Source organism: Micromonospora phytophila (assembly GCF_023656545.1).
In the GTDB taxonomy this organism is placed as follows: domain Bacteria; phylum Actinomycetota; class Actinomycetes; order Mycobacteriales; family Micromonosporaceae; genus Micromonospora; species Micromonospora phytophila.
Genome location: NZ_JAMOKF010000002.1, coordinates 40,114 through 67,008, shown reverse-complemented (window position 1 = coordinate 67,008; position 26,895 = coordinate 40,114). Strand labels below are relative to the sequence as shown.

Annotated in this window: 19 protein-coding genes; 14 read left to right on the top strand and 5 right to left on the bottom strand. The window is 68.7% G+C overall.

Annotated features, from left to right (window positions below; genetic code table 11):
• Positions 1-201 precede the first annotated feature (201 nt).
• On the top strand, positions 202-1,140 hold the full coding sequence (locus NCC78_RS00665) for a replication-relaxation family protein (RefSeq protein ID WP_250791078.1): 939 nt from the start codon (positions 202-204) through the stop codon (positions 1,138-1,140).
• A gap of 322 nt (positions 1,141-1,462) precedes the next feature.
• On the opposite strand, the gene NCC78_RS00660 is transcribed toward NCC78_RS00665, so the two are convergent.
• Together NCC78_RS00660 and NCC78_RS00655 are read right to left on the bottom strand one after the other, a co-directional pair.
• Positions 1,463-2,188, bottom strand: coding sequence for a DivIVA domain-containing protein (locus tag NCC78_RS00660; RefSeq protein ID WP_250791077.1), 726 nt, complete (start codon positions 2,186-2,188; stop codon positions 1,463-1,465).
• A 150-nt stretch (positions 2,189-2,338) separates the two neighbouring features.
• Positions 2,339-5,413 carry a DEAD/DEAH box helicase gene (locus NCC78_RS00655; protein ID WP_250791076.1) on the bottom strand — a complete coding sequence of 1,025 codons (3,075 nt, stop codon included), beginning with the start codon at positions 5,411-5,413 and terminating at the stop codon, positions 2,339-2,341.
• A gap of 106 nt (positions 5,414-5,519) precedes the next feature.
• Here NCC78_RS00655 and NCC78_RS00650 point away from each other — a divergent pair, with 106 nt between their 5' ends.
• Both NCC78_RS00650 and NCC78_RS00645 read left to right on the top strand, forming a co-directional pair.
• Positions 5,520-5,873 (top strand): type II toxin-antitoxin system RelE/ParE family toxin, encoded by a 354-nt coding sequence (locus tag NCC78_RS00650; RefSeq protein ID WP_250791075.1) that lies wholly within the window; start codon positions 5,520-5,522, stop codon positions 5,871-5,873.
• The gene (locus tag NCC78_RS00645; RefSeq protein WP_250791074.1) at positions 5,870-6,169 is read left to right on the top strand and encodes a helix-turn-helix domain-containing protein; all 300 of its coding nucleotides are present in this window, start codon (positions 5,870-5,872) and stop codon (positions 6,167-6,169) included. The genes NCC78_RS00650 and NCC78_RS00645 overlap by 4 nt, the downstream gene beginning before the upstream one ends.
• 100 nt (positions 6,170-6,269) lie before the next feature.
• On the opposite strand, the gene NCC78_RS00640 is transcribed toward NCC78_RS00645, so the two are convergent.
• Genes NCC78_RS00640 through NCC78_RS00630 form a run of 3 tightly spaced genes read right to left on the bottom strand, consistent with a single transcriptional unit; the run spans position 6,270 to position 13,469 of the window.
• On the bottom strand, positions 6,270-10,271 hold the full coding sequence (locus NCC78_RS00640; protein ID WP_250791073.1) for a PDDEXK-like endonuclease domain-containing protein: 4,002 nt from the start codon (positions 10,269-10,271) through the stop codon (positions 6,270-6,272).
• Positions 10,258-10,674, bottom strand: coding sequence for a hypothetical protein (locus tag NCC78_RS00635; protein ID WP_250791072.1), 417 nt, complete (start codon positions 10,672-10,674; stop codon positions 10,258-10,260). Before NCC78_RS00635 ends, NCC78_RS00640 begins: the two co-directional genes overlap by 14 nt.
• On the bottom strand, positions 10,671-13,469 hold the full coding sequence (locus NCC78_RS00630; RefSeq protein ID WP_250791071.1) for an AAA family ATPase: 2,799 nt from the start codon (positions 13,467-13,469) through the stop codon (positions 10,671-10,673). Before NCC78_RS00630 ends, NCC78_RS00635 begins: the two co-directional genes overlap by 4 nt.
• Between NCC78_RS00630 and NCC78_RS00625 the strand changes: the two genes are divergently transcribed.
• From NCC78_RS00625 to brxC, 11 genes are all read left to right on the top strand, one after another.
• Positions 13,443-14,036, top strand: a complete 594-nt coding sequence (locus NCC78_RS00625; protein ID WP_250791070.1) for a hypothetical protein — start codon at positions 13,443-13,445, stop codon at positions 14,034-14,036. The genes NCC78_RS00630 and NCC78_RS00625 overlap by 27 nt on opposite strands.
• Positions 14,033-15,163 (top strand): hypothetical protein, encoded by a 1,131-nt coding sequence (locus tag NCC78_RS00620; RefSeq protein ID WP_250791069.1) that lies wholly within the window; start codon positions 14,033-14,035, stop codon positions 15,161-15,163. Before NCC78_RS00625 ends, NCC78_RS00620 begins: the two co-directional genes overlap by 4 nt.
• Positions 15,160-16,674 carry a hypothetical protein gene (locus NCC78_RS00615; RefSeq protein WP_250791068.1) on the top strand — a complete coding sequence of 505 codons (1,515 nt, stop codon included), beginning with the start codon at positions 15,160-15,162 and terminating at the stop codon, positions 16,672-16,674. Before NCC78_RS00620 ends, NCC78_RS00615 begins: the two co-directional genes overlap by 4 nt.
• A gap of 63 nt (positions 16,675-16,737) precedes the next feature.
• Positions 16,738-19,074: a GmrSD restriction endonuclease domain-containing protein gene (locus NCC78_RS00610; RefSeq protein ID WP_250791065.1), complete on the top strand. Its 2,337-nt coding sequence runs from the start codon at positions 16,738-16,740 to the stop codon at positions 19,072-19,074.
• Positions 19,075-19,079: 5 nt separating this feature from the next.
• Positions 19,080-20,426, top strand: a complete 1,347-nt coding sequence (locus NCC78_RS00605) for an AAA domain-containing protein (protein WP_250791063.1) — start codon at positions 19,080-19,082, stop codon at positions 20,424-20,426.
• Between the two features lie 49 nt (positions 20,427-20,475).
• Entirely contained in the window at positions 20,476-21,045 is a 570-nt protein-coding gene (locus NCC78_RS00600) for a hypothetical protein (protein WP_250791061.1), read from the top strand.
• Positions 21,032-21,238, top strand: a complete 207-nt coding sequence (locus NCC78_RS00595) for a helix-turn-helix domain-containing protein (protein WP_250791059.1) — start codon at positions 21,032-21,034, stop codon at positions 21,236-21,238. Before NCC78_RS00600 ends, NCC78_RS00595 begins: the two co-directional genes overlap by 14 nt.
• Complete coding sequence (gene brxE / locus NCC78_RS00590; protein WP_250791057.1) at positions 21,235-21,843, top strand: BREX-6 system BrxE protein; 609 nt, start codon at positions 21,235-21,237, stop codon at positions 21,841-21,843. The genes NCC78_RS00595 and brxE overlap by 4 nt, the downstream gene beginning before the upstream one ends.
• Before the next feature lie 26 nt (positions 21,844-21,869).
• Positions 21,870-22,625 carry a hypothetical protein gene (locus NCC78_RS00585; protein ID WP_250791055.1) on the top strand — a complete coding sequence of 252 codons (756 nt, stop codon included), beginning with the start codon at positions 21,870-21,872 and terminating at the stop codon, positions 22,623-22,625.
• Positions 22,622-23,260 (top strand): DUF1788 domain-containing protein, encoded by a 639-nt coding sequence (locus NCC78_RS00580; protein ID WP_250791053.1) that lies wholly within the window; start codon positions 22,622-22,624, stop codon positions 23,258-23,260. The genes NCC78_RS00585 and NCC78_RS00580 overlap by 4 nt, the downstream gene beginning before the upstream one ends.
• Positions 23,257-26,889 (top strand): BREX system P-loop protein BrxC, encoded by a 3,633-nt coding sequence (gene brxC, locus NCC78_RS00575; protein WP_250791051.1) that lies wholly within the window; start codon positions 23,257-23,259, stop codon positions 26,887-26,889. The genes NCC78_RS00580 and brxC overlap by 4 nt, the downstream gene beginning before the upstream one ends.
• The last annotated feature ends 6 nt before the right edge of the window (positions 26,890-26,895 follow it).

Below are 26,895 nucleotides of genomic sequence, written 5' to 3'. Positions count from 1 at the left end.
TTTCAAACCACTGTCAAGGCGGAACCGGTGGGGCCGGCCGTGTCGACGTCGGTGTGGGTCTCCGTTGCACCGTCCGCCTTGATCCTGACCCCCAAACCGACCCGCCGATCCCGCTCACAGCCCAGGTCAGGCCCCCTTTCAGGAGTGCGGGCCGGCTCCAGACACACCCTCATGTGTGGGGTGTCCCCCCAAGGGCAGCCCATGCGTAAACCGCTACCGGCTGCGGACCCGCTGCTGCGTCTACAGGCCAGCATCACCGCCCGCGACGACCGCCTCCTCGGCTGGCTCTACGACCATGGAGTCCTCACCACCGACCAGATCGCCGCCGCCCTGTTCCCGTCCCTGGACTTCGCCCAACGCCGGCTACGCCGCCTCACCGTCCTGCGGGCGACAGACCGGTTCCGACCCAACCGGGCCTACGGCGGCTCCTACCCATACCACTACGTCCTGGACCAGCTCGGCTACGACCACGTCCACGCCCAACGCGGACTCGGACGACCACGCCGGGACCAGGCCCGCCGCCGAAAGCAGTCCCTGACCGCCCGGCCGGACCTGCCGCACCTGCTCGGCGGCAACCAGTTCTTCATCGACCTCGCCACCCACGCCCGCACCCACCCCGACACGGCCCTGGACCGGTGGCAGCCCGCGTCCGCCTTCCACGAGCCCGGCGTGTTCTACCGCCGAGGCGGCAACCCGCAGATGATGGTCCACGGACCGACCGGACTGCCCCGCCCCGACGGCGCCGGGGTGTGGACCGAGCACGGACGGTCCGTGCCGTTCTTTCTCGAGTACGACACCGGCCGCGAACGCCTCGACATCCTCACCGAGAAAATCGCCAAGTACGAACGGCTGGTCTGCCTCAGCAACTGGGCGTGGCCAGTTCTGTTCCATCTACCCTCCGCCCGGCGGGAGGCGAACCTGCACCACCGCCTCGCCGAGGTCGGTCCGCAGGCGATCATCGCCACCACCACCGCCGAACTGCGCGCCGCCACCGGCGCCAGCCCCGCCGAGCAGGTGTGGCAGCTATCCGGCTTCGGCGCCGGCCGGCACCGCCTCATTGACCTGCCCTACACCGACACCGCCCACGACGCCGAGTTTCCCAACCTCGCCGAGCCCGGCCCGAGCGGGCGGACGGCCTGATGGGGCGGCGGGGCAGACGGGACACGTCGCGCGGTGTAGGTGGCCCATACGCCGCCCCGCGCGCCCACACCCGCCACCTCGTGGGCAGCGAACGCCGCGCGTCGTATGGCCCCGAGGGCGGGACAGGGGCGCGCGCCGTAGGTCGCCAGTGCAGCGCCCGGCGTACCTCAACAGCTCTCACGGACCCGTCAGGGTCGGCCTCCGGCGACAGAACCGGCGACCGCCCCTGCACTCACACCAGCCACCCTGCGGTGACAGATCCCATGAGCGGCACACGACGTCGCGCTTCGGGTAGTGCCGGTCCACCTGATCGACGGGAACGCTATCCGGCATCCCGCTTGTCGTCATCCCACCGCGCCAGCGCCGCGGAGAGGTCGTCCAGGAACGCGTCGACCTGCGCGCGGTCGTACCCGTGCATGGCGGCCGGAAGGCTTCCGCGATCCCGGTCAATTTCTGCCTTCGCCCCGAAGCGCTTCAGCATCACGTCCGAGACGAGCGCCTCCTGACCCTGCCTGATGAGGTGATTCACCCTGGCCGGGTCATATCCGCGCAGCACCACAGTGAAGTCCGGCGAGTCGAAATGCTGCCGAATCAGCTGCCGAAGATCGGTGAAGCGGCTGCCGCCGAAACGGGCGAGGGCGGCAGCCACCTCGTCCGGCGATTCCCGGACGTCGTGCAGTTCGAGCAGGACCAGGCAGGGACGGTCGTCCACGGGGCTTCGTTGGGTCAGCGGACGATCGAGAGTGGACCCGCTGGCCGGCACCAGCAACAACACCGGGGAGGGCGTCTTCCTGCCGGTGAGAACCGGCAGCGGCTGGTCGAGGACGATCGTGCCGATCTCGGCCCACGACACCAGCCGGTCGACTCCGGGCAGCCGTACGGTCAGCCCCTCGGTCCCGATGTGGAACCTGAACGGCCGGAGCCCGTAGTAGGCGAGGATGCCGCCCATCAACAGGCTCAACACGCCGATGATCAGTGTCCCGATCGCACGGAACGCACTGTCAGTCCGGCCGCACAGCAGCATGAAGACGCCGAACGCCAGCAACACGATGCCACCAACCCGGAAGGATCGGCTCCTGCGAAGCTCCACGGACCTGCCCTGCTTTCCCGAAGGTTGCTGACGGAAGCGTTGCACCCGGGCGCAAGGGACTATGCCCGGCGTGGCTGCCAGGTCAGGCGGCTTCCGCTGGCTTCGACATCAGGCGGCGATCGCCCGAGCGGCGGCGTACATGTCGGCGGGGAGCGGATGGTTCAGCCGCCAGGTGACCCGCATCGGCCGGTCGCCGCTGTGCTCCTGGTACGTCATCGGCCCGGCGTACAGGTACGGCGGCGCGCCCAGGTCGCGGTCGGCGACCTTGGTCTCGCGGATGAACAGGTGCACGGTCGACCCGCGCTCGGCGTGGTGGATGTAGCGCTGCCCCGTCATTGAGGCCGACGACGTGGTGCTCTGCGACTCCCACTGGAACAGGCTGTCGGTGATGGCCCGGTCGGCGTACATCGTGGTGGGGGAGTAGTGCGCCTCGGACTTGACCAGGGTGACGAAGAAGAGGTCGGCCTTCTCGTCGGGCAGCCACTTCACGCCCTCGCGCAGTGACCCCGGGTTCGCCATCCCGAAGGCCGCGCAGGCCTCGTTGCGGCTGTAGCGGGCGTGCACCCGCAGCGGCACGCGGCCCGACGGCGGCGCCACCGTCACCCGGTGGATTCGGTCTTGCAGCACCTCGGCGACCTGGTGCAGCTCCGCGCAGCGCGCCGGCTCCGCCCAGAGCCGCTTCAGCCGGGCGTCGCGCTCGGTCAGCGACACCGACGGCCCCCAGAGGCTGAAGTGCAACATGTCCAGCAGTCGTCCGCCGCCCGGGTGCTCACCGGCTGCAACCCGGGCCAGCAGGTCCAGCCGGTTCACGTCGTCGATGTGCAGCATCCGCCCGATGGCCCGGCCGAGCTCGCGGTCGTCCGGCCCGGCGGTCGAGGTCTCGATGCCCGCGAGGCGCCGCAGCCCGACCCAGCCCCCGATGCTCGCCGACCGGTAGACGTCCTCGATCTCCAGGCCGGTTTCCCCCAGGAACTCCGCCAGGCTGCCGTCGCCGAGCTGCCGCAGCTCGCCGACCAGGCCGTTCTTCGACGTCGGCAGCGCTGAGCGCAGGTTGGCAAGCACGACCTCCTTCGCCACACGGTCCAGCCCGACGTGGCAGCCACTCGGCAGCGACGGGAAGTCATCCCGCACGGCCGCCTCCACGGCCCGCCGGCTCACCCCGGTCAGCGCCCGCCAGCGCAGGTCGAAGCGGAAGTTCGCATTCTGCCCGCCGATGAAGTCCAGCACCGTCAGGCACGGCTTGTCGTCGTCCAAGCGCAGGCCACGGCCGAGCTGCTGCAGGAAGATCGTCGCGCTCTCGGTGGGCCGCAGCATCAGGATCGTGTCGACCATCGGCAGGTCGATACCCTCGTTGAACAGGTCGACCGTGAATAGCACGCGCAGCTTGCCGGCCTTGAAGTCCCGCAGCAGCCCGTCCCGCGCTGCGCGGTCCGCCCGCGAGGTCACCGCCGCCGACGGTACGCCGTGCTTGGTGAACCAGTCCGCCATGAACTCGGCGTGCCCAATGCTCACGCAGAATCCGAGCGCCCTCATCCGGTCGGCGTCGACGGTGTCCCGTACCGCCCGCAGCACCATCCGCGCCCGCGCGTGGTTGCCGGTGTACAGGCCGTCCAACTCCGCCGGGTCGTACCCCTGCCCGCGCTTCCACCGCAGGTGCGACAGGTCCACGTCGTCGTGCACCCCGAAATACTGGAACGGCGCCAACAGTTGCCGCTCCAGCGCCTCCCACAGGTGCAGCTCCACGGCGGCGTGGCCGTCGAACCACCGCCGCACGTCGCCGCCGTCGGCCCGGTCGGGAGTCGCCGTCAGCCCCAGGAGTACGCGCGGCTTCAGCCGCTCCAGCAGCCGCGCGTACGTCGGCGCTTCGGCATGATGGAACTCGTCGACGATCACCATGTCGAACCGGTCTGGGTCGATCTCCTGCCGGTGCAGCGACTGGATCGAGGCGAAGACGTGCTTCCACTCGTTCGGCTTGGCGCCGCCGACCAGGGTCTCGCCGAAGCTGCCGTTCCCCATCACCTGCCGGAAGGTCGAGCGGCTCTGCCGCAGGATCTGCTCCTGGTGAGCGACGAAGAGCAGTGAGTCGACCGTGCCGGCACGGTGCAGCCGGCGGTAATCCAGGGCGGCGACCACTGTCTTGCCGGTGCCGGTCGCCATCACCACGAGGTTCCGCCATCGGCCGTGCACCACCCGCTCGGCGTCCAGGTCGGCCAGGATCTCCCGCTGATAGCCGTATGGGCGGACGTCCAGGTTCGCGATCTCGGTCGGCGCCTCGTCGGGGCGCTCCCCACGCAGTGCGTGGCCCAGCCGCTCGCCGTCCTTCGCCGGGTCGTACGCCTCGAACGCCGGGTCGTTCCAGTAGTCCTCGAACGTCGCGGAGAAGGTGTCGATGACGGGCGGCTGCTCCAGGTTGGACACGCGGACGTTCCACTCCACGCCGTCGACCAGCGCGGTCTTCGACAGGTTCGACGAACCGACGTATGCGGTGGTGGTGCCGTTGCCCCGGCGGAACAACCACGCCTTTGCGTGCAACCGGGTGGTCCTCGTCTCGTAGGAAACCTTGACCTCGGCGCCCAACTCGGCGAGCCGGTCCACAGCCCGCTGATCAGTCGCGCCCATATACGTCGTGGTGATCACCCGCAGCCGGCCGCCGCGCCCGACCAGCTCCCGGATGGCCGGCTCGACGATGCGTAGGCCGTGCCATTTGATGAACGCGCAGAGCAGGTCCACCTCGTCGGCGGAGGCCATCTCGTGGGTGATCTCGTGCCCGATCCGCGGCTGGTGGCGGCCGTTGACCAACAGTGCGCCGGTGGCGAGCGGGGTGGTGGGGCGGGCCGGGAACGTGGCGGTGGCGGGCGACGTCGGCGGGGCGGCGATGGCGTGGAGCAGGTGCTTGGCGTCGGTGACCTGGTCATCGGCGCCGACTGCGCGGGGCTCGATCAGGGCGATACTTTCGGCGATTCGGTTAGCCACCTCGACTTGGCGGGCGAGCTTGTCGTCGCCGCTGGGGACGGCGAGCAGCGCCCGGCGGGTCAGGGTGGAGATGTGCCGGGCGAGGACGTCGTGAGCGTCGGCCGGATTGAGCTTTTCGTGCTGAATCAAGGCGGGGTCGACGTGCTGGAGACGCTCGGCGAGCTGCTGAGTGATGAGGTGCTCGTAGATGCCCCGCTCAAGATCCGTCACGCCGGAGAGCTAACCAGTTCGCACCGTGCCACGCTGCCCCGAAACCAGACGACACGCGGGGTGATGGATCGCTCCGACGAGACCCCAAAGTCATAGCATTGATGCTATGACCTGGGGTAGCGTTGAGCTGGAACCAGAAGTTCGAGAATGGCTGGAGGGGTTGCCGAGCGCCTACTTCGCGAGAGCCGCCTTCTACATCGATCTCCTTGCCAGTCGAGGGGTGTTGCTAGGCGAACCGCACACCAAGCAACTCGATGGCAAGCTGCGGGAGCTGCGGTTCTACCTGGAGCGCGACGCGGTACGTGTGACCTACTGGATAGCCTCCGACTGGAGGATCATCCTGCTCACCGTGTTCCGCAAGACCCGGATGCGGGAGGACCGAGAGGTCGAGCGGGCGCGCAGGGCGCTCGAGCGTTGCGTGGTTGAACGGCACACCGTGAATGAGGGGGCAGAGCGATGAGTGATCGCACTGATTGGAACGACCTGCGCGAGCGGCGAATGACGGAGCCGGGCGCTGTCGAGGCCTACGAGGCTGCCCGGATTGCCTTTGAGCTGGGTCAGACGGTGCGCGAGCTGCGTGAGGGCAATGGCTGGAGCCAGACTCAGCTCGCCCAGGCCGCCTGCATGACGCAGTCGGCCGTTGCTCGCTTCGAAGCGGGCGGCACGGTGCCAACGCTGCCCGTTCTCGAACGACTCGCCCGAGCACTTGATATGAAGCTGGATGTCAGGTTCGCGCCGAACGCGGATGCGGCATAGTCATTCTGGGTGAGGCGTCAGCGGCTGTCGCGGAAGCCGCTCCAAGCGCAGGCAGGTCGACCAGGTCCCCCTCACCACATCTCCGCGTCGCTCCTCAGCGCTACCGAGCCGTCCCAGTTGGCCGAGCATCCTGAATTGCGAGCCGGATGGCAGCATTGATGCGCTGGCCCCGCCGGCGGAAGCCCAGCTCCTGCATCGCCTCTGTGATGATCTGCTCCTCGGTACGCAGGCAGCCGTCGCTGTTGATCCACGCCACCAAGGTGGCGAGTTGACGTCGGCTGTACTCGGTGATGGGGGCACCCGGATAGAGCAGGGGCTTCGGCATGCTGCGAACTGGTTCGGTGGACGACCGAGGGACGCTCTCCGACCGCGGCTTCACGACCGGCCGCTTTACCGCCGCCGGCCGGCTCGCCTCGGCGACGGCTGCGTCATAGGCGGCCCTCACTCGCGTGACCTCCTGGTCCCGGTCTCGGAACCAGGCGGTGGACCAGATGCGGTGGAAGCGCCAGCCGAGCCGTTCGAGGTGTTCCTGTCGCAGCCGGTCGCGGTCGCGGGCAGTCGGCGACGAGTGGTAGGTCGCCCCGTCCGCCTCGATAGCCAACACCATCTCGCCGGGCCGATCGGGGTGCTGGGCAGCGAAGTCGATCCGGTAGCCACTGGCGCCGTACTGGGCGACGAGTGGAATTCCGGCTGCCGTCAGCCAGTCCCGCACGTCCGCTTCGAAGGGATTGAGCGTGGGCGCGGTGCCGACGGTGGAGAGCCGCTCGCCCTGGCTCTCGGCGTACTCCAGGTAGCTGCGCAGCAGCTTGGCGCCAAGGGCGTTGAGCTTGTTCGGGTCAAGGTCGCGAGCGCTGAACGAGCTGACCACCGTGGCGCGCTGCCGTGCCCGGGTGACCGCCACGTTGAGGCGCCGGTGGCCACCGTTGTTGTTGATCGGCCCGAATCGGTAGAGCATCCGGCCGTCCGGGCCCTTGCCGTAGCCAACGGACAGGATGATCGCGTCCCGCTCGTCACCCTGCACCCGTTCAATGCTCTTGACGAAGAAAGACTCCTCGCTCCCCTCCTGGAAGAACTCGTCGAAGCCGCCCCGGTCGATCAGTGCACGACGAAGGGCAGCCTCGATCCGCTCGGCGTGCTTGATGCCCATGGTGATGACGCCCAGCGACTCGTCCGGGCGCTTCTCCGAGTGCTCCAGGATCAGCTCAACCACCCGGTCCACCTCGGCGCTCACCCGGTCGCCCGCGCCGTAGCCGACCGGGTTGTTGTCGACCAGGACGTGGGTCAGGCAGCCCTCCGTGGCGGCGCCCGGGAAGGTGACCAGCTCGTTGCCGTTCGGCGCGTAGATGTGCAGGTTGGAGAAGGCAATCAGTCGCTCGTCCCGGCTGCGGTAGTGCCAGGCGAGGTGCTTGTTCTGCGACAGCGGGAGCGCGGTGGCGAAGGCCTGAAGCAGCGACTCCACGTCGTCGGTCAGCGCGCTCTCGCCGTCTTCGTCAGCGGCGGAGTCATCATCGCCGCTGTCGAAGAACCGGGTCGGCGGCAGCTGGTGCTCGTCGCCGGCGACCACGACCTGCCGGCCGCGCATGATCGAAGTGATGCCGTCGACCGGCTCGACCTGGCTCGCCTCGTCAAAGATGACGACGTCGAAGAGGCGCTGCGCCGGTAGCACCTGGCTCACCAGTAGCGGGCTCATCGCCCAGCAGGGCTTGACGGCCAGCAGCACCTCCGGCGCCGCCCGGAACAGCTCCCGTACGGGCAAATGCCGGGCCTTCTTCACGGCCTCCTTACGGACGAGTTGTTGTTGCTCCGGGTTGGCATCGAGCGTGGCGACCAGGTGAGCCGCCGCGGCGCGGCGGATTCGACCGGGAGTCGCTTCGATGTGCTGGTGATCGGCCCGCTGAAAGTCGGTCACCGCCGCCGTCAGTAGCTCGGCGTTCAGCCCCGCGTAGCGGGCATCGGTGAGCGCGATGTGATCGAGGATCGAGTGCAGCCAGGCGTACTCCAGCAACTGCTCGGCCTCGGCGGCACCGGCCCGGCGCTCCGCCAGCTCGGCCAGCAGCGCGTGCAGGTTCCACCCCAGCAGTGCCGTCCGCAGCTCGTTGTGCCGGGCCACCCGCTGCAACCCCAACTGGTCACTGGCCAGGGCGGAAAGCTGTTGCTGAAGCCGTTCCGGAGCATCGGTGAATGTGGCGGGCAGAACCGCTTCCAGCACAGCCAGCGACCGATCCAGGTGATCCGCGTTGGCAAGCGCCGCCGGTAGGCACTCGGCCCTGCGCGGCTGGCTGCCGTTCTGGCAGCACCGCTGCCAGCGGTCCCGTTGGTCGGCCACGGCGAGCAGCCCGGCGTGCAGATCCTTCCGGGCGGGCTTGTCTGGGCCGACCCACAGGGCGCGGACCTCCTTCAACGCCGCCCGCCGGTCCAGCCAACCGAGCGACACCGTGGCCGACTTCCGGCCGCGCCGGTCGGCGGTAGCGGCGATCCAGCGGTCGAGATCACCGGCGAACACCGCCGGTGCGAAGCGGTCCAGCGACCCAGTTACGTCATGGACGAGGGCGAGCAGGTCCCGCCAGGCCGTCCGAGTCTGCGGGGGTCGCAACCCGCACTCACCAGTCAGCGTGCGTAGCAGCTGCTGAGCTTCGGGAAGGATCTCGTACGCCGCTTGCCCAGCCGCCGCCATGACCTCCGGCACTGCCGCCGTCGCCTCGACGGTCGCGGCCTGCCACGGGCTGGACGGCATAGAGCCGTCGAAGGCGCCAAGACGCGCCAGCTCGCCCACGGCCCGCCAGAGCTGCTCGGCCATGGCCGGGTCCAGCCGTTGGATCATCGGCGCCCGCCAACGGAACGCCGTGCGGGCGCCGGCCCCGAGCATGATCAGCCGCTCCTGGATTTCGTACGCCGACATGTCCCACGGCGCGTGCCGCCGGTGCAGCATGTTGTCGTGGGCGACGAGCTGCTCCCGCCGGGCGAGCAATTGCCGGCCGAGGTCGTGCAGCTGCGGCTGCCGCTCCTGCGCGATGCGTTGCAACCGGCTGCCCAGCGCCTGGGCAAGCTCGCGTCGGCTGGTTCCGCCGCCGTGCAGGTTGATGACAAGGTCGTCCAGGTCGACGGACGTGAGGCGGTTGAGCACCGCGTCAATGGCGGCCCGCTTCTCGGCGACGAAGAGCGTGGTGCGTCCGCGCGCGGCGAGTGCGGCGATGATGTTCGCGATCGTCTGGCTCTTGCCGGTGCCCGGCGGGCCCTTGATGACGAGATGCTGGCCGGCGACGACCGCGTTGATCGCGTAACTCTGCGACGAGTCGGCATCCAACACTAGGAATTCGTCGCTGAGCGGGACGGTGTCTGGTGTTGAGGCAGTGACCGAGACCGGCGAGGCCAACGAAGTGCCGGCCGCGACGTCGCCAGCAAGCGCGGCGATGACGTCGCTGGCGGCCAGTAGGTCGCCGTTCTTCTCGATGTCCTGCACCATCGGCAGCTTCTCGTAGAGAAAGGTGCCGACGACCTGCGTCGAGGCAGCCACGAACTCCGGTACCCGCGATGCCGCCCGATTGAGTCGGCTGAGCAGCGCGCCCGGCGCGAAGCCGGCCTCGGGTAGCTCGGCCAGCAACTCGTCCTCGGTGATGGTTACGCCATAGTCGCGGGCCAGCTTGAACAGCAGCACCGGGTTGACGATGGGCGAGGCCTCGACCCGTAGCCGGAAGTCGGTCTCGGTAGCGCTCGTCGCGTCGATCTGCAGCGGATGCATGATCACCGGTGCGCGGGGCGTGCGGTCCGGCTCACGCCAGGTGGCCATGCCGGTGACGACGTAGCCGGCGTCGAGGCCGCGCTCCTCGGACAGCTCCCGCATCTTGGCCCGGATATTCCGAAGGCGGCGCTGCGCGTCCGCACGCGATTCCTGAGACGAAAAGAGCTGGCCGAGGGTCTGCGGCTTGCCGGAGAGCAGCTGCATGACCGCCGTCGGGTCGGCCGCGGCCAGGGCGAGGGTCCCTGCCTTGAGATCCCGGTAGTACAGCAGCCTGTTGTTGCCGGAGGTGTCGATCAGCGACTTGGCCCAGCGGTCCGCAGCCGCTGCCACACGGCGCAGGCGCTCCACGTCAAGCATCCTCATCGACCCCCCGTCGCCGCACGACCTGCTCGGCAGCGAGGTCGCTGATGATTGTCGCCACCATCGCCCGCAGCCGGCGCAGTTCCCCTGCCGTGAGACCGAGCTCGTAGCAGTGGTGGTGGCCGGCGCGGGACAGCGCCGACCAGGTATATCCGGCCCGTGCGGCGATGCGCCGGCCAGCGTAGCGGTCGAGGATCAGGAATTGCGGCGAGCGGGCGCGCATCGGCAACACCTCGGGGTGGCAGCGCCGCCAGTAGTCGTCCATGGCGGCCTCGAGGGCGAGCCGGAGCAGCCAGGCGCAGGCGCGCGGCCAGGCGCCGCGGGTACCTCGTACGACGCTGGACAGCAGTTGATCTGCGGCGTCCAGGCAACTCTGCGGCATCGTCACCAGCGGGCCGGCGGTCATCGGAGGTTCTCCGCGAGTCGACGCGCATCCCGGACCAGCACCTCAAGATCGAACGTGCCCGGTCCATGTACGCCCTGCTTGCAGGCCTGGAACGCGTCACCGGCCCACCTGCCGAACTGGTTGATTCTGCCGAGCACCTTGCCGCCCTGGTGCATGTCGCCGAGGAGAGCCAGTGCGGTCACCTGGTTGAGCGTCAGCGCCTTCTCGATGAGCTCTTCGACCTCGCCGTGGCGCTCGCCGCGGGCGATGCGCTCGCGCCGGATCCGCTCGTGGCATGCCGCCTCCAGGGCCGAGCGGCAGAAGCCGGACACCAGGGGGTAGCGGGCGTTGTCGGCCAGCTCCTCGGCCTTGAGGATCGAGGTGGCGTCGTTGAGGTACCGCTCGATCGGGTCGCTGTTCTTGCGGATCTCCACCACCGACTCGTCGCGTCGGGTGACCGCCCAGATGGTGGCCTCGATGCGCAGCCGGCGTACCGCCTCGGGCAGCCGGTTGTCGTGGGTGAAGACCACGACCTGCCGGGTCTGGGCCAGGCTGGCGAGCACCTGGGCCAGGCCGTCGACCTTCGACGGGTCCATGCTCTGGACCGGGTCGTCGATGATGAGGAACCGGAACGGGCTGTCGTCGGCGCAGGCGCGGGGCAGGAACACCGAGAGGCCGAGGGCTTGGAGCTCGCCCTGGCTCATGACGGCCATCGCGGAGGTGGTGGTGCCGTCGACCCGGGCGGGGAAGGAGATTTTGCGGCGGGTGTTGGTGCCGTCGAGCCGCATCCCGCTTAGCTCGACGTTGCTCTCCTGGCGGAGCTCGTCCCAGATTTCCTGCGAGCGTTGGGCGAAGGGTTCGAACCGCTGGTCTCGCAGCGTGGCGATGGCGGTCTTCAGCCAGTCTCGGGCGGCGGTGACTCGCTTGAGCTTCGCGTCGTTCTGCACGCCGATCCGTGCCCGGTTCAGCCAGTCCTGCAGAGAGACGGCATGCTCGCGCCAGGCGTCGTGGCGCTGCCGCAGCCAGGCGCTCGTCTCGTCCTGCAGTTCGGTGAACGCCTCGAGCAGCGGCGGATAGCTGGCGCGGAGGTGCGCGGCGAGCTGGTCGGGGGAGAGCTGGGCTGCGGCGGAGCGCAGGTCGTCCGCTTTCGCGCGGAACCGCTTCACCACATCGGGCTGGTCGAGCGCGCTGGCCAACGCCTCGAGGTCGTCGGTACTGATTCGCCGGTCCAGGTCGAGCAGGCGCGCGGCGCGGGCCTGCGCCTCCTGGAGCCGCCGGTGCCCCTCCTCGACAGCGACGGTTTCGCGCTGGATCTGATGGATCGTGTCGCCGGCGCGAGTGCGCCAGGCGGCGTTCAGGGTGCCGGTGCCGCAGACGGGGCACGGGCGGTCGCCGTGTTCGTCGTGAAATGTGACCGCCATCCGGAGCAGCTGTGCTGCCTGCTCGGCCGTGCCGGCGCGGGTGGCGGAAAGGTCGGCGACGTGCGCCGCCGCTGCGGTGAGTTCATCGGCCACCTCGGTGGCGTATGCCGCGTCTGGCAGCGCGACGGCGACTAGGCGGCGGGCCGCGACGGCGACCGGGTCGTTGGTGTCGCTACCGGCGTCGGCGAGCAGCTGGTCGAGTGCTTCGAGGTCGGGAGCCCGCTTCGCGAGGAGCGCGACCGCCGCCTGCGCTCGCTGGTCGTCGACGCCGACGAGCGCGGTACGCAGCGCCTCGCGCGCCGTCTTGACGGCCGAGACCTGGTCACTCAGATCCTTGCGCATTCGCATCAGCCGTTTGTCGGCCTCGACGATCGGGTCCATGCCGAGGATCGGGGCCATGGCGTCGAAGAGCCCGCTGGGCGTGGAGGTGACGAGCCGAGCGAGGTCGCTCGCGGTGAGGAACGGACGGTAGGCCTCGAGGGGCTGCTGCCACCCCAGTTCCGCGGTGTCCGCGTAGCGGTTCCCGTCATCTGCCAGGACGTGGCCGACCCCTTGATGCGCCTCGGTGTAATCATCGCGCCAGGAACGGCGTACTCGAATGGGTTTCGCGGCTCCTTCGGCCCGGAGCACGACCTCGATCTCGCAGGGCGAGCCGCAGTGCAGGTTGCGCCAGCCGTCTTTGAAAACGCTGTTGCGGTCGGCCCAGCGCGCGCTGTCACCGGTGAGGGCGAGCTCGATGGCCTCCGCATAGCTCGACTTGCCGGAGCCGTTTCGACCGACGACGAGGGTAAGGCCCGCGTGCGGCTGCAACCGGAGACTCTGCTGTGGACCGACGCCCCGGAAACCCGCGACGGTGATGGACTCCAGGTAGAGCGGCTGTGGACGCGGCCGAGTGGAGGGGTCTCGCTCTGGCAGATCGACTGGCTCTCCGGCGAGGACGGCGGCGAGCTGGTCGTCCCCGACGTATGCGGCGAGCACAAGATCCACGACGTCGTCGACGACGTTGTCCTCGGCCAACCGGTCAAAAACCTGGTCGAGTAGGGACTGGTCCGGGGCCATACGGGTCTCCCTTCCAGGCACGACGCTAAGTATTGTTGCGTCAACAAACAACCCGCTCGCGGGGGATTGCTGGAAAACACTGGAACTTGTACCATGCCTTCCGTGGCCGAGTCCATAGAGAACCTCGAGCGCCGGATCGAAGACCTGCGAGCAGCAGTCCGTCGGGCGGTGATTGCCCGCGACCCCGCCCGAGCCAAGGCGATGCGGGCTGAGCTGCGCACCGCCGAACGGAAATGGGAGCAGGCCCTGACTGAGCTCGCCGACGAGGTCGAGGTCAACACCGAGCCGGCGAAGCTGGAAGCGCCGCTGGTGCCGATACGCGAACAGGTCCACCACGCGCTCACCCTGCTGTCGGTGCCGGCCGCGCCGAAGCTGATCGCCGAGGTCCACGCCGCGTTCTACGGCGCGAGTGCCACCGGGATCGCGGCGAGCAAGCTCACCCACCTGCGTCGGGACGAGGAGCGATCCTTCCGGACGGCCCGGCACTCCCGGCCGTACTACCTCTGCTCCGCGCTCACCGCCGAGCACCTGGCCCCGGCTCGGGGCCTGCTCGCCATCTCCACCTGGCCACTCGAGCGGCGCATCATCGGGCCGCTGAGCCTACGTGTCGACTTTCTGACAGCCGCCATCAAGGTCGCGGAACGGGCGAGCAGGATGCCTGAGGAAGATTCGGGCGTTACCCGGCTGCTCTGGCGGTTCGGCACCACCATCCCGGGAGCAGCCGAACCACACGGGGCGGTAGACGCAGCGACCGTCATCAAGGCCGCCCAGGCCGAACTCGACGTGCACGTGGCGGCCGACCAGTCGCAGCGGGAAGCGGCGGCCGAGCGTGCCCGCCGGCAGATGGACGAGGCCGAGCAGCTCTTCGGTAGCAAGCTGCGCGTACTCAGGGGGACGGCATGACCAACGTTGGCCAGCGCCTGGCCGCGATTCGCGGTGGGGGCGCCGCCAGCCGGCACAACGCCCGGACCATCGCCGCCCTGACCACCAACCCGGGCTGCGCCCGCCGGGCAGTGCTCGACTGCGCCGGCGTCGACAAGCAGCGGCTGGCCGCCTACGTCGACTACCCGGCCCGCTTCGGCCAGTCGCGGTTCGCGATCACCCGCGGCAACGCCTTCGAGGCGCAGGTGAAGGCCAACGGCTGCGCCGAGCTGCTGCGGCTGCTGCGGGAGCGGCTCGACCTCGAGATCCCCGAGGTCTCGTACGACGACCTGGAGTCGGTCGCCGGCCGCGAGAGCCAGGATCTCCGGTACGCCCGCTCGCGTGCCCTGCTCACCCGGGCCGCCGCCCAGGCCGAGGGGGCCGGCACGCTCTTCGACCACCCGCTGCTGCGGCTCGAGGTCGCCGGTCAGCAGGCTTACCTGGAGCCGGACCTGATCGCTTTTCAGCACGACGGGCAGTTCCACGTCGTGGAGATCAAGTCGTTCGCGGTCATCGACGGGCAGGCCGACTCGGGCAAGGTGGCGTCCGCGGCGATCCAGGCGGCCGTCTACGTGCTGGCCATGCGCGAGCTGCTCGGCGAGGCCGGGTTCGACCCGGAGATCGTCTCGCACGACGTCGTGCTGGTCTGCCCCCGCGACTTCTCCAACCAGCCGATGGCGGTCCGGATCGACGTCCGCAAGCAGCTCGCCGTGCTGCGTCGGCAGCTGTCCCGAATGACCCGGATCGACGCGCTGCTCGCTGACCTGCCGGCCACCCTCAGCTTCGACTTCGCGCCCGACGACAACGGGGTGCCCACCCGCTCGCCGGCCGCGCTGGTCGCCGCCCTCGAAGCCGTTGAGGCCCGGTACTCGCCGGAGTGCCTGGCCAGCTGCGAGCTCGCGTACTTCTGCCGGCACGAGGCCCGAGGCTGCACGGCGGCGCTGGGCAAATCCGCGCGGGACGAGATGGGCGGCATCGAGCGGGTGGAAACGGCACTCGCCATCGCGCGCAACCAGCTCGCCCCGGCCGACGATCAGCAGGAAGCCGCCGAGCTGCTACGCGCCGCCGCGCGGTTGCGGGCTGAGCTGATGAGCGGGGTAGCCGGATGAGCACCCTGACGACCCTGGCAAGGGCCGAGGCCGTCGTCGAAGGCGTCGCCCAGCGCATCACCACCGTCCGCCACGTGCACCTCGCCGAGCGGCCCCTCGTCTTCATCCCGCTCACCATGGCCGGCGAGGCCAACGCGCCGCTCGCGGCGATGGTGGGCGATGACCCGGACGACGCGACGCTGCTGATCGTGCCGCAGCCCCGGAACCGCGACCAGCGCTTCGCCTTCGCCGCCGAGCTGGCGAACATCCTCGTCTGTTACATCGATAGCTTCCGCAGCGATATAGAAGAGGTGCGGACGAACAAGGGCAAGGACGTACGCCACCGGTACGCCGACGCGCCGCAGCTGCTCGTGCCGAACCCCGGCGGCGTCGGCTTCACCCGGCTCTTCGGCCGATCCACCCGGTTCCGCCGCACCGACGGTGACTACCCGGTCGACCCGTCGGTCCCGCTGCTCGGGCGGTGGCTCACGTATTTCTTCGAGCGCGCCGAGCACCCGGGCTCGTCGGCGCTGGTGGCGATGACGCAGGCGCTGTCGATGCACTGGGCCACCGGGCAGAGCCCGCTCGAGGACGCTCAGCTGGCCGCGTTTCTGGCCTGGATTGCGCCCCCGCCGGGCATGACCGGCGCCGAAGCGGCCGCCGCGGCCGAGGATCCGGTGACCTGGCCGCCGGCCGGTCCGGCCACCGACCCGACCTTCGACAACGAGGTGCTGGCCCCGGCCATGGCCGCTTACGACCGGGCGGTGGCCACCGACTCGCAGGTGGCCCGGCGCCGCGACGAGCTGGAGGACATCCTGCGCTCGCAGCTCGAGCCGACCTGGCGACAGATGTGGCAGGCCATCTCGCTGCTGCAGGACCTGCCTGCCGGAGCGCACGTGCCCAAACGCTGGGCGGAAGACCGGGACGCCTTCACCAACTTCACCGCGTACCTCGACGAGGGCGGGTTCCCGCAGCCGCGCCGTGACGGAGCTGTCGTCGCGGCCCGGAAGCTGCACCGCATGGAGCGGGCGCTGACCTCGTACGACGTACAGCGGGCCTACGACGACCCGATGGTGATGGCCGACTACCGGCTCACCGGTGAGGCGTTCGTTGGGGAGGTGACCGCCGCCCACCCGACGCGGATTGACGACAGCGGGAAGCGGCGCGCGCTGCGGCCGTGGATCGCGGTGACCACCGGCGACCCGGTGCTGGTCACACCGGGCACGACGCTGTTCTCGCCCGAGCAACCCAACGGGCAGAAAGCGCGGGTGATGTCGGTGGCTCAGCGCGACGACGGGACGACCGGGGTCGTGTTGGAGCTGACCGGCGGGATGGGGCGCTCGCTCACCCCGGCCCCCGGCACTGTGCCGGAGGTGGGGAAGAGGATCTGCTACACCACGCTCAGTGACTCCTTCATGCCGCCGGGAGCCTTCCCGTCTCGGGAGGAGACGCCGTGGACTCACGGCGGCCCGCCGGCGCCGTACGAGGACAGCGCACCGACCGCCGAGGACGCCCGCGAGGAGTGGTCGTGATCTACTCCCGCCCGCCACACCAGCACTCGATGACCAAACGTTCAGATCCGTGGGGGAGCTGACATGAGCAAGTTGGGCACGATCCTCGACCAGATTGATTCCGGCACCGTGCTGCTGCCCGAGTTTCAGCGCGGCTACGTATGGAACCGGGATCAGGTACGCGGCCTAATGCGCTCGCTCTACCTCGGCTTCCCCGTCGGCGGGCTGCTGGTGTGGGAGACGGAAGCCGACCACGGCTCGGTCCGGGGCAGCGACCACGTCGGCGGTGGCGTGAAGCAGCTGCTCCTCGACGGGCAGCAGCGGATCACCTCCCTCTACGGGGTGGTCCGTGGCAAGCCGCCGGCGTTCTTCGAGGGTGACCCGGCCGCCTTCACCGGCCTGCGGTTCAACGTCGAGGAGGAGACCTTCGAGTTCTACGCGCCGGCGAAGATGAGGGACGACCCCACCTGGGTCGACGTCACCGAGCTTTTCATCGACGGCATCGAACCGCAGATCGGCAACCTGACGGCGCACCCGGACACCATGCCGCACTTCGCGACGTACATGGGGCGGCTCATCCGGCTGCGCAACATCCTCGAGCGCGAGTTCCACCAGGAGAAGATCACCGGCGCGGACAAGGGTGTCGAGGTCGTCGTCGACATCTTCAACCGGGTCAACTCGGGCGGCACCAAGCTCTCCAAGGGTGACCTGGCACTGGCGAAGATCTGCGCCGACTGGCCCGAGGCCCGCTCGACGATGCGCAAGCACCTTGGCACCTGGTCGACCGCCGGATTCCAGTTCAACCTTGACTGGCTGCTGCGCAACGTCAACGCGGTAGCGACGGGCCGGGCGCAGTTCGAGTCCCTGGAGGGAGTCGGCTCGGGCGACTTCGCACAGGCGCTCACCTCCAGCGAGCGCTACATCAGCGGCTTCCTCGATGTGATCTCCGGCCGGCTCGGCCTGGACCACGACCGGGTGCTGATGGGCCGCTACGCCTTCCCGGTGGTCTCCCGCTTCCTGCACCTCAACGGCGGCACGTTCACCGACGCCACCCAGCGCGACCGGATGCTCTTCTGGTACATCCACGCCGCCCTGTGGGGACGCTTCGCCGGCTCCACTGAGACGATCCTGACCCAGGACTACGACACGGTCGCCCGCAGCGGCATCGACGGCCTGATCACCAGCCTGACCCGCTGGCGCGGCGGCAACCTGGTGATTGACGGCCAGGACTTCGAGGGCTTCGGCCGCGGCTCCCGCTTCTACCCCCTGCTCTACCTGCTCACCCGGGTGCTCGGCGCCCGTGACTTCGGCTCGGGCCTGGAACTCAAGAGCGAGATGCTGGGCCACCTCACCTCGCTGCAGGTGCACCACATCTTCCCCAAGGCGCTGCTCTACAAGCACGGCTACGGTCGGTCCGAGGTCAACGCCGTTGCCAATTTCTCGTTCCTGACCCAGCAGACCAACCTGGCGATCGGCAAGCGGCCGCCGGAGGACTACTTCGCCGAGACCGAGCAGAAGCACCCGGGCGCGCTCGAATCCCAGTGGATCCCGACCGATCCGCAGCTCTGGCGTCCCGATTGCTACCTGGACTTCCTGGCCGCCCGCCGAGAGCTGCTGGCCAACGCCGCTAACGGCTTCCTCGCCGGCCTCCGGAACGGCACGAAGCAGGCCGCCGAGCCGCTGCGGCCGGTGGTCGTGGTCGCCGAGGAGGTCGACGACGTCCGCGCGGGGCAGGTGAAGGCCCTCATCGAGGAGCTGACCGCCGCGGGCTGCGCCGAGCCAGCCCTCGACAGTGAGATCGCCGACCCCGCCACCGGTCGTCTGCTGGGCGTCGCGGAGGCGTACTGGCCGGACGGCCTGCAGCCGGGGCTGGGTAACCCGGTCGTGCTGGAGCTGGACGCCAACCCGGAGCTGGCTCGGATGGAGGAGCTCGGCTACGAGGTCTTCACCTCGGTTGACGCCCTGCGCGGTTATGTCGCCCGGCGCAACGAGCAGGCGGCGGGTCTCGCCGACGCTGAGCCGCTCGTCGAGGAGCTGGACGCCGACGTCGAGACGACCAACGGTTCGGAGGATGCGCCGGTTTTGCCGGCCCAGGCCGGTGGCGGTCAGGGGACGGTCGCGGACTTCGAGCGGGCGATGCGCGGGGTGTACGAGGCGGCGCGGCGCGAGGCTGGCTACAACGCCACCTACTTCCTTGGCATGGTCGCGGAGCACGGTGGGCTCGCCACCGCCAAGAAGCTGCTCGGCAGCCCGGTGGTGTCCGACGGGTTCGCGGCGCTGTGGGAGCGGGGGCGACTCGACCTCACGGTGGAGGCCCTGGTGGTCAAGGACGAGTACGAGTCGCTCTTCACGCCCCACGAGCTCGACATCGCCCGGCACCGACTGCGGCAGTTCGACTTCGACACCGCGGCACGGCGGTGAGCACCATGACCACCCTGCTCCTGCCCGACGCGCCGGTGGACCCGCCGGCGGTTCAGGCCGAGCGCGTCATCACCGAGGTGCTGGCCGACCTGCGTTCCGGCCTGCACCGCGGCGTCGTGGTCGACTCGCCTCCCGGGGCCGGCAAGTCGACCCTCGTCGTCCGTGCCGCTGCCGAACTGGCCCGCTCCGGCGAGCCGCTGATCGTGATCGCGCAGACCAACGAGCAGGTCGACGATCTGATCGACCGGCTGGCGCAGAAGGCGCCGGAGCTGCACATCGGGCGGCTCTCCGCGACCGACTACGCCGCGACTGAGCGGATCAAGCAGTACGCCACGGTCCGGGTCGCCGCCAAGGTCGCGGACCTCGGTGGTCCGTCCGTCATCATCGGTACGGCAGCGAAGTGGGCCATGGTGTCCGAGGGCTGCTGGCCGTGGGCGATCGTCGACGAGGCGTACCAGATGCGGTCGGACGCGCTGCTGCGCGTGGCCGGCCGGTTCGAGCAGGCCCTGTTCGTCGGTGATCCCGGTCAGCTCGACCCGTTCTCCATCGTCGACACCGAGCGGTGGACCGGGCTGACCTGGGACCCGATGCAGTCCGCGGTGGCGGCGCTGCTGCGGCACAACCCCGACCTGCCGGTGCACCGGCTGCCAGTGTCGTGGCGACTGCCTCCCTCGGCAGCACCGGTGGTGGCCCAAGCGTTCTACCCCTTCACCGGGTTCCAGGCTGGCACAACCGCTGGTGAGAGGTCACTGTCGTTCACTACGGCTGGGTTCGGGCATGGGCCGGTCGATGCGGCCGTGGAGACGGCGGCGGCGACTGGGTGGGCGCTCTATGAGCTGCCGGCCCGGCACACGCTAAGGACTGACGCGGAGGCGGCTGCGGCATGTGCGGCCCTGGCGCGGCGGGTGTTGGAGCGGGGAGCGGTCGCGGCCTCGGAGCGCGAACCGGGGGGAGCGCCGGTTACCGCGGAGCGGATCGCTATCGGAGCCGCGCACCGGGACCAGGTGGCGGCTATCCGCGCGCAGCTTGGCGAGGCCGGAGCGGCCATTACCGTCGATACCGCCAACCGGCTCCAGGGTCGGGAGTACGACGTGACGATCGTGCTGCATCCGCTGTCGGGGCGGCGCGATGCGACCGCGTTCCATCTGGAGTCGGGGCGGCTCTGCGTGCTGACGTCCCGGCACCGCCAGGCCTGCGTCGTGGTGGCTCGTGCCGGGATTCCCGAGCTACTCGACGCTCACCCTTCGACCGAGCCGGTCCATATCAATGTGCCGGTGAAGTTCCCCGACGGCTGGGAGGCGAACCAAGCCGTGCTGGCACACCTGTCCCGTCGCCGCGTTCCGGCTCGTTGACCGCTGCCCGACTCGTCTGCCGGCCTGAAACACCCGACCGAAGGTTGATATGACCAGCCCCTCCGTCGCGGTTCTAAGCAACCTGATCATCAATTCGCTCTACTGCCCACCCGCGCAGTACTTCGAGGTCGGCGAGTACGGCCAGACCGGGAAGCTCCTGCCCGGGCGCCGCCCGAGCGAGTCCTTCATCCCCGTGTCGGTCAGCAAGAAGGGCCGCAGGGGCGGGGTCCAGCAGGTGTTCGACTTCGATATCACCGGGGAACGGCGGGAAACGAACTCGCTGATCAACGACATTCGGCGTGCTGTCGAGCGGTGGCCGGCGAACAACTGGAACGGTGTCACGCCGCACACACGCAAGCTGCTGCTGCACTGGGCCCCCCGGGTGTGCATCGCGATGACTGGTGCTCTTCTGCCAGCGAGAAGCCGTCGCGACCGCGATATTCCTGGCCGACGTCCGGAGAGGCCAAGATGTTCTGACCGAGTCTGGCAGAGTCTCGTCGATCTGGGCCGAGCTTCAACGCTCCCTGATGATCGTGATACCTTCTTGCCGCGTCCGACGAGGGCGCGAGCGGGAGCCGCGTCTTACGACCTGTGGGAGCCGGACAATGCACGAGCATGAGCCCTGGGTATCGGTGGAAGAGGTCGCGAAGCACCTTGGCATCGCCAAGGACACGGTCTACCGCTGGATCGAGTCAAAGTCCCTCCCCGCGCACCGGGTGGGCCGGTTGTGGAAGTTCAAGCTCTCGCAGGTCGACGCCTGGATCGAGGCTGGTGGAGCGGCCGAGTCGGACAACGAGAAGGTCGCGCCATGAGCATGTTCGATGTCGAGGATGTCCCGATCCGGAGCGAACGAACACCACATCCGATGTCGGACATTGACACGGCGCTTACCTCGCAGCTCGTGGTGGCGTGGGCCGGCGAGACCGGGGAAGAACGCCGGCTTGGTTGGTGGCGCTCCGACCTGGTTTCTGAGTACGGCGGCGAGGATCTGTTCCGCCGGCTGTTGCCCGGCACGTGGCGCTGGGCCGTGCTTCAGGGGGCGAGAGAGGCTGCCTGCAGGAAGGACGCGGAGTTACGGCGCCAGGACCACGACCCAGACCGAGTCGTCTCACTCTTCAGTCTGGGCTTCGAGCTGGACGAGCGAATCGACGAGCGCTTCCAGGATCTGAAGCGCTCGGGCCGCGCGCCGGACGAGGCGCTACCGGGCCTGACGATTGTCAGTGACGGCTGGTGCCGGGATCAGTTCTGGGACTGGGTCATGGGACATGGTGAGGCTGATGCGGCGGCTTCACCGATCGGACGGCGACTTAAGGGGAGCCCTCCGATCGCTCTGGATCTACGCGTGCGGAAGCTCGTCGCCGGGCTTGCCCCAGCGGCCGATACCTACCCGCTTCCCCACTACATGAGAGCATCATGACGGGCCGCCAACGAGAGGCGACGGAGGTGCACACGCGCCTCTCGAAGTGTGCCCTCGAGCTCGATGACTCGCGCGCCTTCTGGACTCACGCCGACGAGACTACCAACGTGAATGCCCAGCGGGCCTTCGACGAGTACTGGTTTGGCGCTCGGAGTCTGGCGCGCGTCGAGGTGCTTCTCACTAACATGCGTGCCCGATTCGGTGTGTTTCCGTCTGCGCTCGCCGCCCTCCACAGCTGGCAACACATGTCGCCGGAAACACGCAGAGCCATCTGCCACTGGCACCTGCAACTCACCGACCCTCTCTATCGGCGCTTCACGGGCGCCTATCTGGTGGAGCGTCGCTCTGGGCACCGGCCCGAGGTGACTCGCGATCTCGTCGTCGCCTGGGTCGGACAGCAAAGGCCCGGCCGCTGGACGATGTCGATGCGCATCCAGTTCGCCAGCAAGCTGCTCTCCGCGGCGTACTCGGCTGGTTTGGTCACCACGAACCGCGACCCTCGCCCCATTGGTCTGCCGCGCGTGCCCGATGAAGCGCTCGAATACCTCATGTACTTGCTGCGTGAGACGGAGTTTGAGGGAAGTCTCCTCGACAACCCGTACACGAGTTCGGTCGGCCTGGAGGGCTCCATCCTTGAGGAGCGCTTGCGCGGGCTCCCTGGGCTCGCTTTCATGCGGCAGGGCGACCTCATCGACTTCGGCTGGAGGCATCGCGACCTGCGGATGTGGGCCGACGTCAACCTACGCAGTGACGAGTCCCGCCTGGCTGGAGCCGCACTGTGAGCCTTCCCCTGTTCCAACAGACTTCCCTACAAGAGGCGTTCGCCGCGCTGCGCCGAGATCTCATCCACGAGGACGGCCCGCGCATCAGCACAATGCGCAACTACCGCTTCGCGATCATGCAGTACGACCCGCCCGATGAGTTCAAGCTCCGTGCCGAAGTGCAGCGCTTGACTACAGACATCGTTGCGAACGGCTGGATGGTCATCTCGATCAGCCTCCAAACGCTCCTTCTCGAGCGTGTCAGAGCGCAGGGCTTGGAGTGGGTCGACCGCGTCGTGCAGATGGAAGAGCGCATGGCCGGCATCGAACCGGAGCGCGGGTTGAACTACCTGAAGTCGAAGCTCTCGCCCCTCATCGAAGGGCCGGACGGGATCGCGGCGGACTGCAGCCGCCTGATCTGCGAGTACGCCGACAAGCACCAGGACACCATTGACCGGACGGTGGCCCTCATCGGGCGCGCTGGGGCGCTGTATCCCTTCATTCGATCATCAGCCCTTCTTCGTCACCTCGACGGCAGGACGCGAAATGTGCCGGTTGTCCTGCTCTATCCGGGCGAACGACGAGGTCCGACGGGGCTCTCGTTTATGGGCATTCTCAATCCGGACAACGACTACCGGCCTCGGATCTATCCATGAGGGACGACATGCTGATTCGCGACCTCTTTCTCTCTGACGTCACGCGGGATATCCCGCCGGTCGTGTATTTCCACGAGCAGGGCGCGGACAAGCTCGCCGCCGAGGTTTCCGAGTACATCATCACCGGCGGCTGGCCCGAGTACCACCCGAACCATCGTCGTGTGCCGAGCGGCATCCACGAGCAGTACGTCCGGCTGCTCACGAACATCGCCGCGGAGCTCGACAAGGCAGGTGGGCCCGAACTCCCCAACGCCTGGATCTCAGGTTTCTACGGCTCCGGTAAGTCGAGCTTCGCCAAGCTACTCGGGCTCTCCCTCGATGGCGTCGCATTGCCGGACGGAGGCTCGCTCGCGGAGGCGTGGCTTCAGCGGGACACGTCGCCGAAGTCGGCCGAGCTCCGCGAGGCATGGCGTGTTCTTCGCCAGAAGATCGATCCGCTGGCTGTCGTGTTCGACATCGGAGGCATCGCGCGCGACAACGAGCACATCCACGCCGCGACCGTTCGGCAGGTCCAGCGCCGGCTCGGCTACTGCAGCGCCGAGCCCCTCGTGGCGGACTTCGAGCTGCGCCTTGAGCGCGACGGCGAGTGGGCTCGCTTCGAGAAGACGGCCCAGGAGACGCTCGGCACGCCATGGGCCGGCGTTAAGGACAAGGCGCTGGCCGAGGAGGACTTCTCGCTCGTCATGAGCGTGATGTATCCCAACCGGTACACCGACCCTATGAGCTGGTTCACCAGCCGCGGCGGCACCCATGCGCGCGCCGAGTCGCCCGAGGAGGCCGTCGCGGCCATTCGCGACATGCTTCAGTTCCGCCGCCCGCGCGCGACGCTGTTCCTCGTTGTCGACGAAGTCTCCCAATACGTACTATCCAACAAAGACCGCGTGGACCGACTGCGCGCCTTCGCGACCGCCATCGGCTCGACGCTCCGCGGCAAAGCCTGGCTGCTGGCGCTCGGGCAGCAGAAGCTCGACGAGGAGGCGGACGACTCCTTCCTGGTGTGGGCGAAAGACCGCTTCCCTCCAAAGCTCCGCGTCCATCTGGGGGTCACGAACATCCGGGATGTCGTCCACAAGCGACTCCTCCAGAAGCGACCCGCCGCCGAGGGACAGCTGCGCGCGCTCTTCGAGAGCCACCGGCCCGACCTCAAGCTGTATGCCTACGGTTGTGAGTCGGTGACCCCCGAGGAGTTCGTCGAGGTCTACCCGATGCTCCCCGGGCAGATCGACCTGATCCTGCAAATCACTAGCGCACTGCGCACACGCTCCGCCCGAGCCCAGGGCGATGACCAGGCCATCCGCGGCCTGCTCCAGCTTCTCGGTGAGCTGTTCCGCGACCAGAAGCTCGCCGAACAGCCGGTGGGCGCGCTCGTGACCCTCGACCGGATCTACGAAGTTCAGCACACTGCGCTCGATTCCGACGTGCAAGCGTCGATGGCCCGCGTGCTGAGCCAGTGCAGCGATGATGCGGACGGGCTCATGGTGCGCGCGGCCAAGGCGGTGGCACTGCTCGAGCTCATTCAGGACACCCAGGCCACCGATGCGAAACTCGTGGCGCAGTGTCTCTACGACCGAGTCGACCGCGGCAACCATCTGGCTGCCGTGACCGAGGCGCTCGAGGAGCTGCGCCGCAGGAACCTCCTCGGGTACTCGGAAAAGCACGGCTACAAGGTCCAGTCCTCAGCCGGCGAAGAGTGGGAGCGTGAGCGCCGCGACATCGGCGTCCCGCGCGAAGCCATCAGCGAGATCGTGCAGGACAGGCTCACCTTTCTCCTCGCCGCTCCGGAGCGCCCGCGGCTTCAAGGACGGCCATTCCCTTGGGCGGGACAGTTCTCCGACGGCCGCCGCGCGGACGACGTCAACCTCGTCGACCCACGCGACGACGCTGCCGCCCGTGTCGACTTCCGCTTCCTAGCCCACGACGAGCGCACTGAGAGCACTTGGGTGAAGAAGAGCGGCGAGAGCGCCCTTCACGACCGCCTCGTCTGGCTGTGCGGCGACAGCGACAACGTGGACCACCACACGCGCGAGCTCTACCGCTCGCGAGCCATGGTGAAGAAGTACAAGCCGCGCCGCGAGTCCTTGAATCCCGCCCGCAAGATCCTGCTCCAGCAGGAGGAGAACCGTGCGGAGGACCTCGAGAAGCTCGCGCGGGACGCCATCGCGGCGGCGTGGATGGCCGGAAAGATGTACTTTCGAGGTCGGAGCATCTCGCCCCAGGAGCAAGGCGCGTCGTTCGCCGTAGCGCTCCACGCGATGGCCAACCGGGTGCTGCCAGACCTGTTCCCGCACTTCATAGCCACGCAGGTCCAGCCCTCCGAACTGCTTCAGCTCGTCGAGGCCGAGCTCTCGGGCCCATCACCTAAGTTCCTCACAGGCGACCTTGGCATCCTCGAGCTCGACTCCGGACGCTACGTCCCCTCGTGCAGCGGCGTCGTGGCACGCCGCATCCAGGAGCACATCGAATCCGAGGGGGGTCTCGGCGGGACGACACTCCTTGCCCACTTCGGCGGTCCACCTTACGGCTACACGGCGAACGTCGTGAAGGCCTGTGTCGCGGGCCTGCTCCGCGCCAGCAAGGTGCGTCTGCAGCCCGATGCCGGCAATGAAATCACCGCCATTCGTGACGCGGGAGTGCGCGACCTCTTCGACAAGGACCGCTCCTTCCGACGCGCAACGATCTTCCCGGCCGGCGAAGACGACATCGGCTTCCAGGCGCGTGCGCGCATCTGCAAGTTCTTCGAAGAACGCCTCAGGCACCGCATGGATCGCGAAGACCACGCCATCGCCGACGCGGTCGCCCAGCACTTCCCGCAGCTCGCGCAGAAGCTCCGCAGCGTACAGGGCCGGCTCAACCAGCTCCCAGGATCGCCTGAGGGGCCCGCGGTGTTTGGCAAGCTCGGCGAGGCGCTCGAGCAATGCATCCGCACCTGCCGGCAGACCAAGCCGACCGTGAAGCTGGTCAAGAAGCACCTCGACACGCTGCAAGACGGCGTCCAGCTCCTGCAGCTCTACGACGCGGAGCTGGCGGCCGATGCCATCCGGGCCGTCGCAGCCGCCCATGGTGTGCTCGCATATCAGGCGACCCAGCTTAAAGACCTCGGCGTCGAGTCCACCAAGGTCGAGGCAGCCGCGAAGCGCGTCGCTGCTCAGCTCAAGGCCGAGCGGCCCTGGCGCGACATCGGTGCGCTTGATGAGGACCTCGCCGAGATTCGCAACTGCTACCTCGCCGAGAGGCAGCGGCTGCTCCAGTGGCAAGAGCAGCAGGCGGAGACCGCCCGCGCCCACCTAAAGACGCGGGACGGCTTCAGCACCCTTACAGGCGAGCAATCACACCGCGTGCTCCGACCCTTCGCGCTGGCGGTGATCGACACTACCTCCGACGCAATCGCACCACCGCTCGTCTCCCTGAAGGACCCGTTCGTGCTCGAGCTTCGGCGTGCCGAGGACCAGGCGAACGACCTCCTCGACGAGATCTTGAGCGAGGGCGAGAAGCCGCTCATTGCCCGGGTCGACCTGCAACTCCGCAATCGAGAGGTGGCGACGGAGGCCGACGTGCAGGCGCTCGTGGACGAGATCAAGAAACGCCTGCTTGAGCAGGTCCGCGCCGGTGCGCGCGTGCGGCTGCTGTGACCGGAG

What these genes read in the sequence shown, in the direction of transcription:
- NCC78_RS00615 (WP_250791068.1), top strand. Translation starts at nt 15,160, where the DNA reads ATGAGCACCCTGACGACCCTGGCAAGGGCCGAGGCCGTCGTCGAAGGC.
- NCC78_RS00605 (WP_250791063.1), top strand. Translation starts at nt 19,080, where the DNA reads ATGACCACCCTGCTCCTGCCCGACGCGCCGGTGGACCCGCCGGCGGTT.
- NCC78_RS00595 (WP_250791059.1), top strand. Translation starts at nt 21,032, where the DNA reads ATGCACGAGCATGAGCCCTGGGTATCGGTGGAAGAGGTCGCGAAGCAC.
- NCC78_RS00640 (WP_250791073.1), bottom strand. Translation starts at nt 10,271, where the DNA reads ATGAGGATGCTTGACGTGGAGCGCCTGCGCCGTGTGGCAGCGGCTGCG.
- NCC78_RS00665 (WP_250791078.1), top strand. Translation starts at nt 202, where the DNA reads ATGCGTAAACCGCTACCGGCTGCGGACCCGCTGCTGCGTCTACAGGCC.
- NCC78_RS00635 (WP_250791072.1), bottom strand. Translation starts at nt 10,674, where the DNA reads ATGACCGCCGGCCCGCTGGTGACGATGCCGCAGAGTTGCCTGGACGCC.
- NCC78_RS00610 (WP_250791065.1), top strand. Translation starts at nt 16,738, where the DNA reads ATGAGCAAGTTGGGCACGATCCTCGACCAGATTGATTCCGGCACCGTG.
- NCC78_RS00650 (WP_250791075.1), top strand. Translation starts at nt 5,520, where the DNA reads ATGACCTGGGGTAGCGTTGAGCTGGAACCAGAAGTTCGAGAATGGCTG.
- NCC78_RS00600 (WP_250791061.1), top strand. Translation starts at nt 20,476, where the DNA reads ATGACCAGCCCCTCCGTCGCGGTTCTAAGCAACCTGATCATCAATTCG.
- brxE (WP_250791057.1), top strand. Translation starts at nt 21,235, where the DNA reads ATGAGCATGTTCGATGTCGAGGATGTCCCGATCCGGAGCGAACGAACA.
- NCC78_RS00645 (WP_250791074.1), top strand. Translation starts at nt 5,870, where the DNA reads ATGAGTGATCGCACTGATTGGAACGACCTGCGCGAGCGGCGAATGACG.
- brxC (WP_250791051.1), top strand. Translation starts at nt 23,257, where the DNA reads ATGAGGGACGACATGCTGATTCGCGACCTCTTTCTCTCTGACGTCACG.
- NCC78_RS00620 (WP_250791069.1), top strand. Translation starts at nt 14,033, where the DNA reads ATGACCAACGTTGGCCAGCGCCTGGCCGCGATTCGCGGTGGGGGCGCC.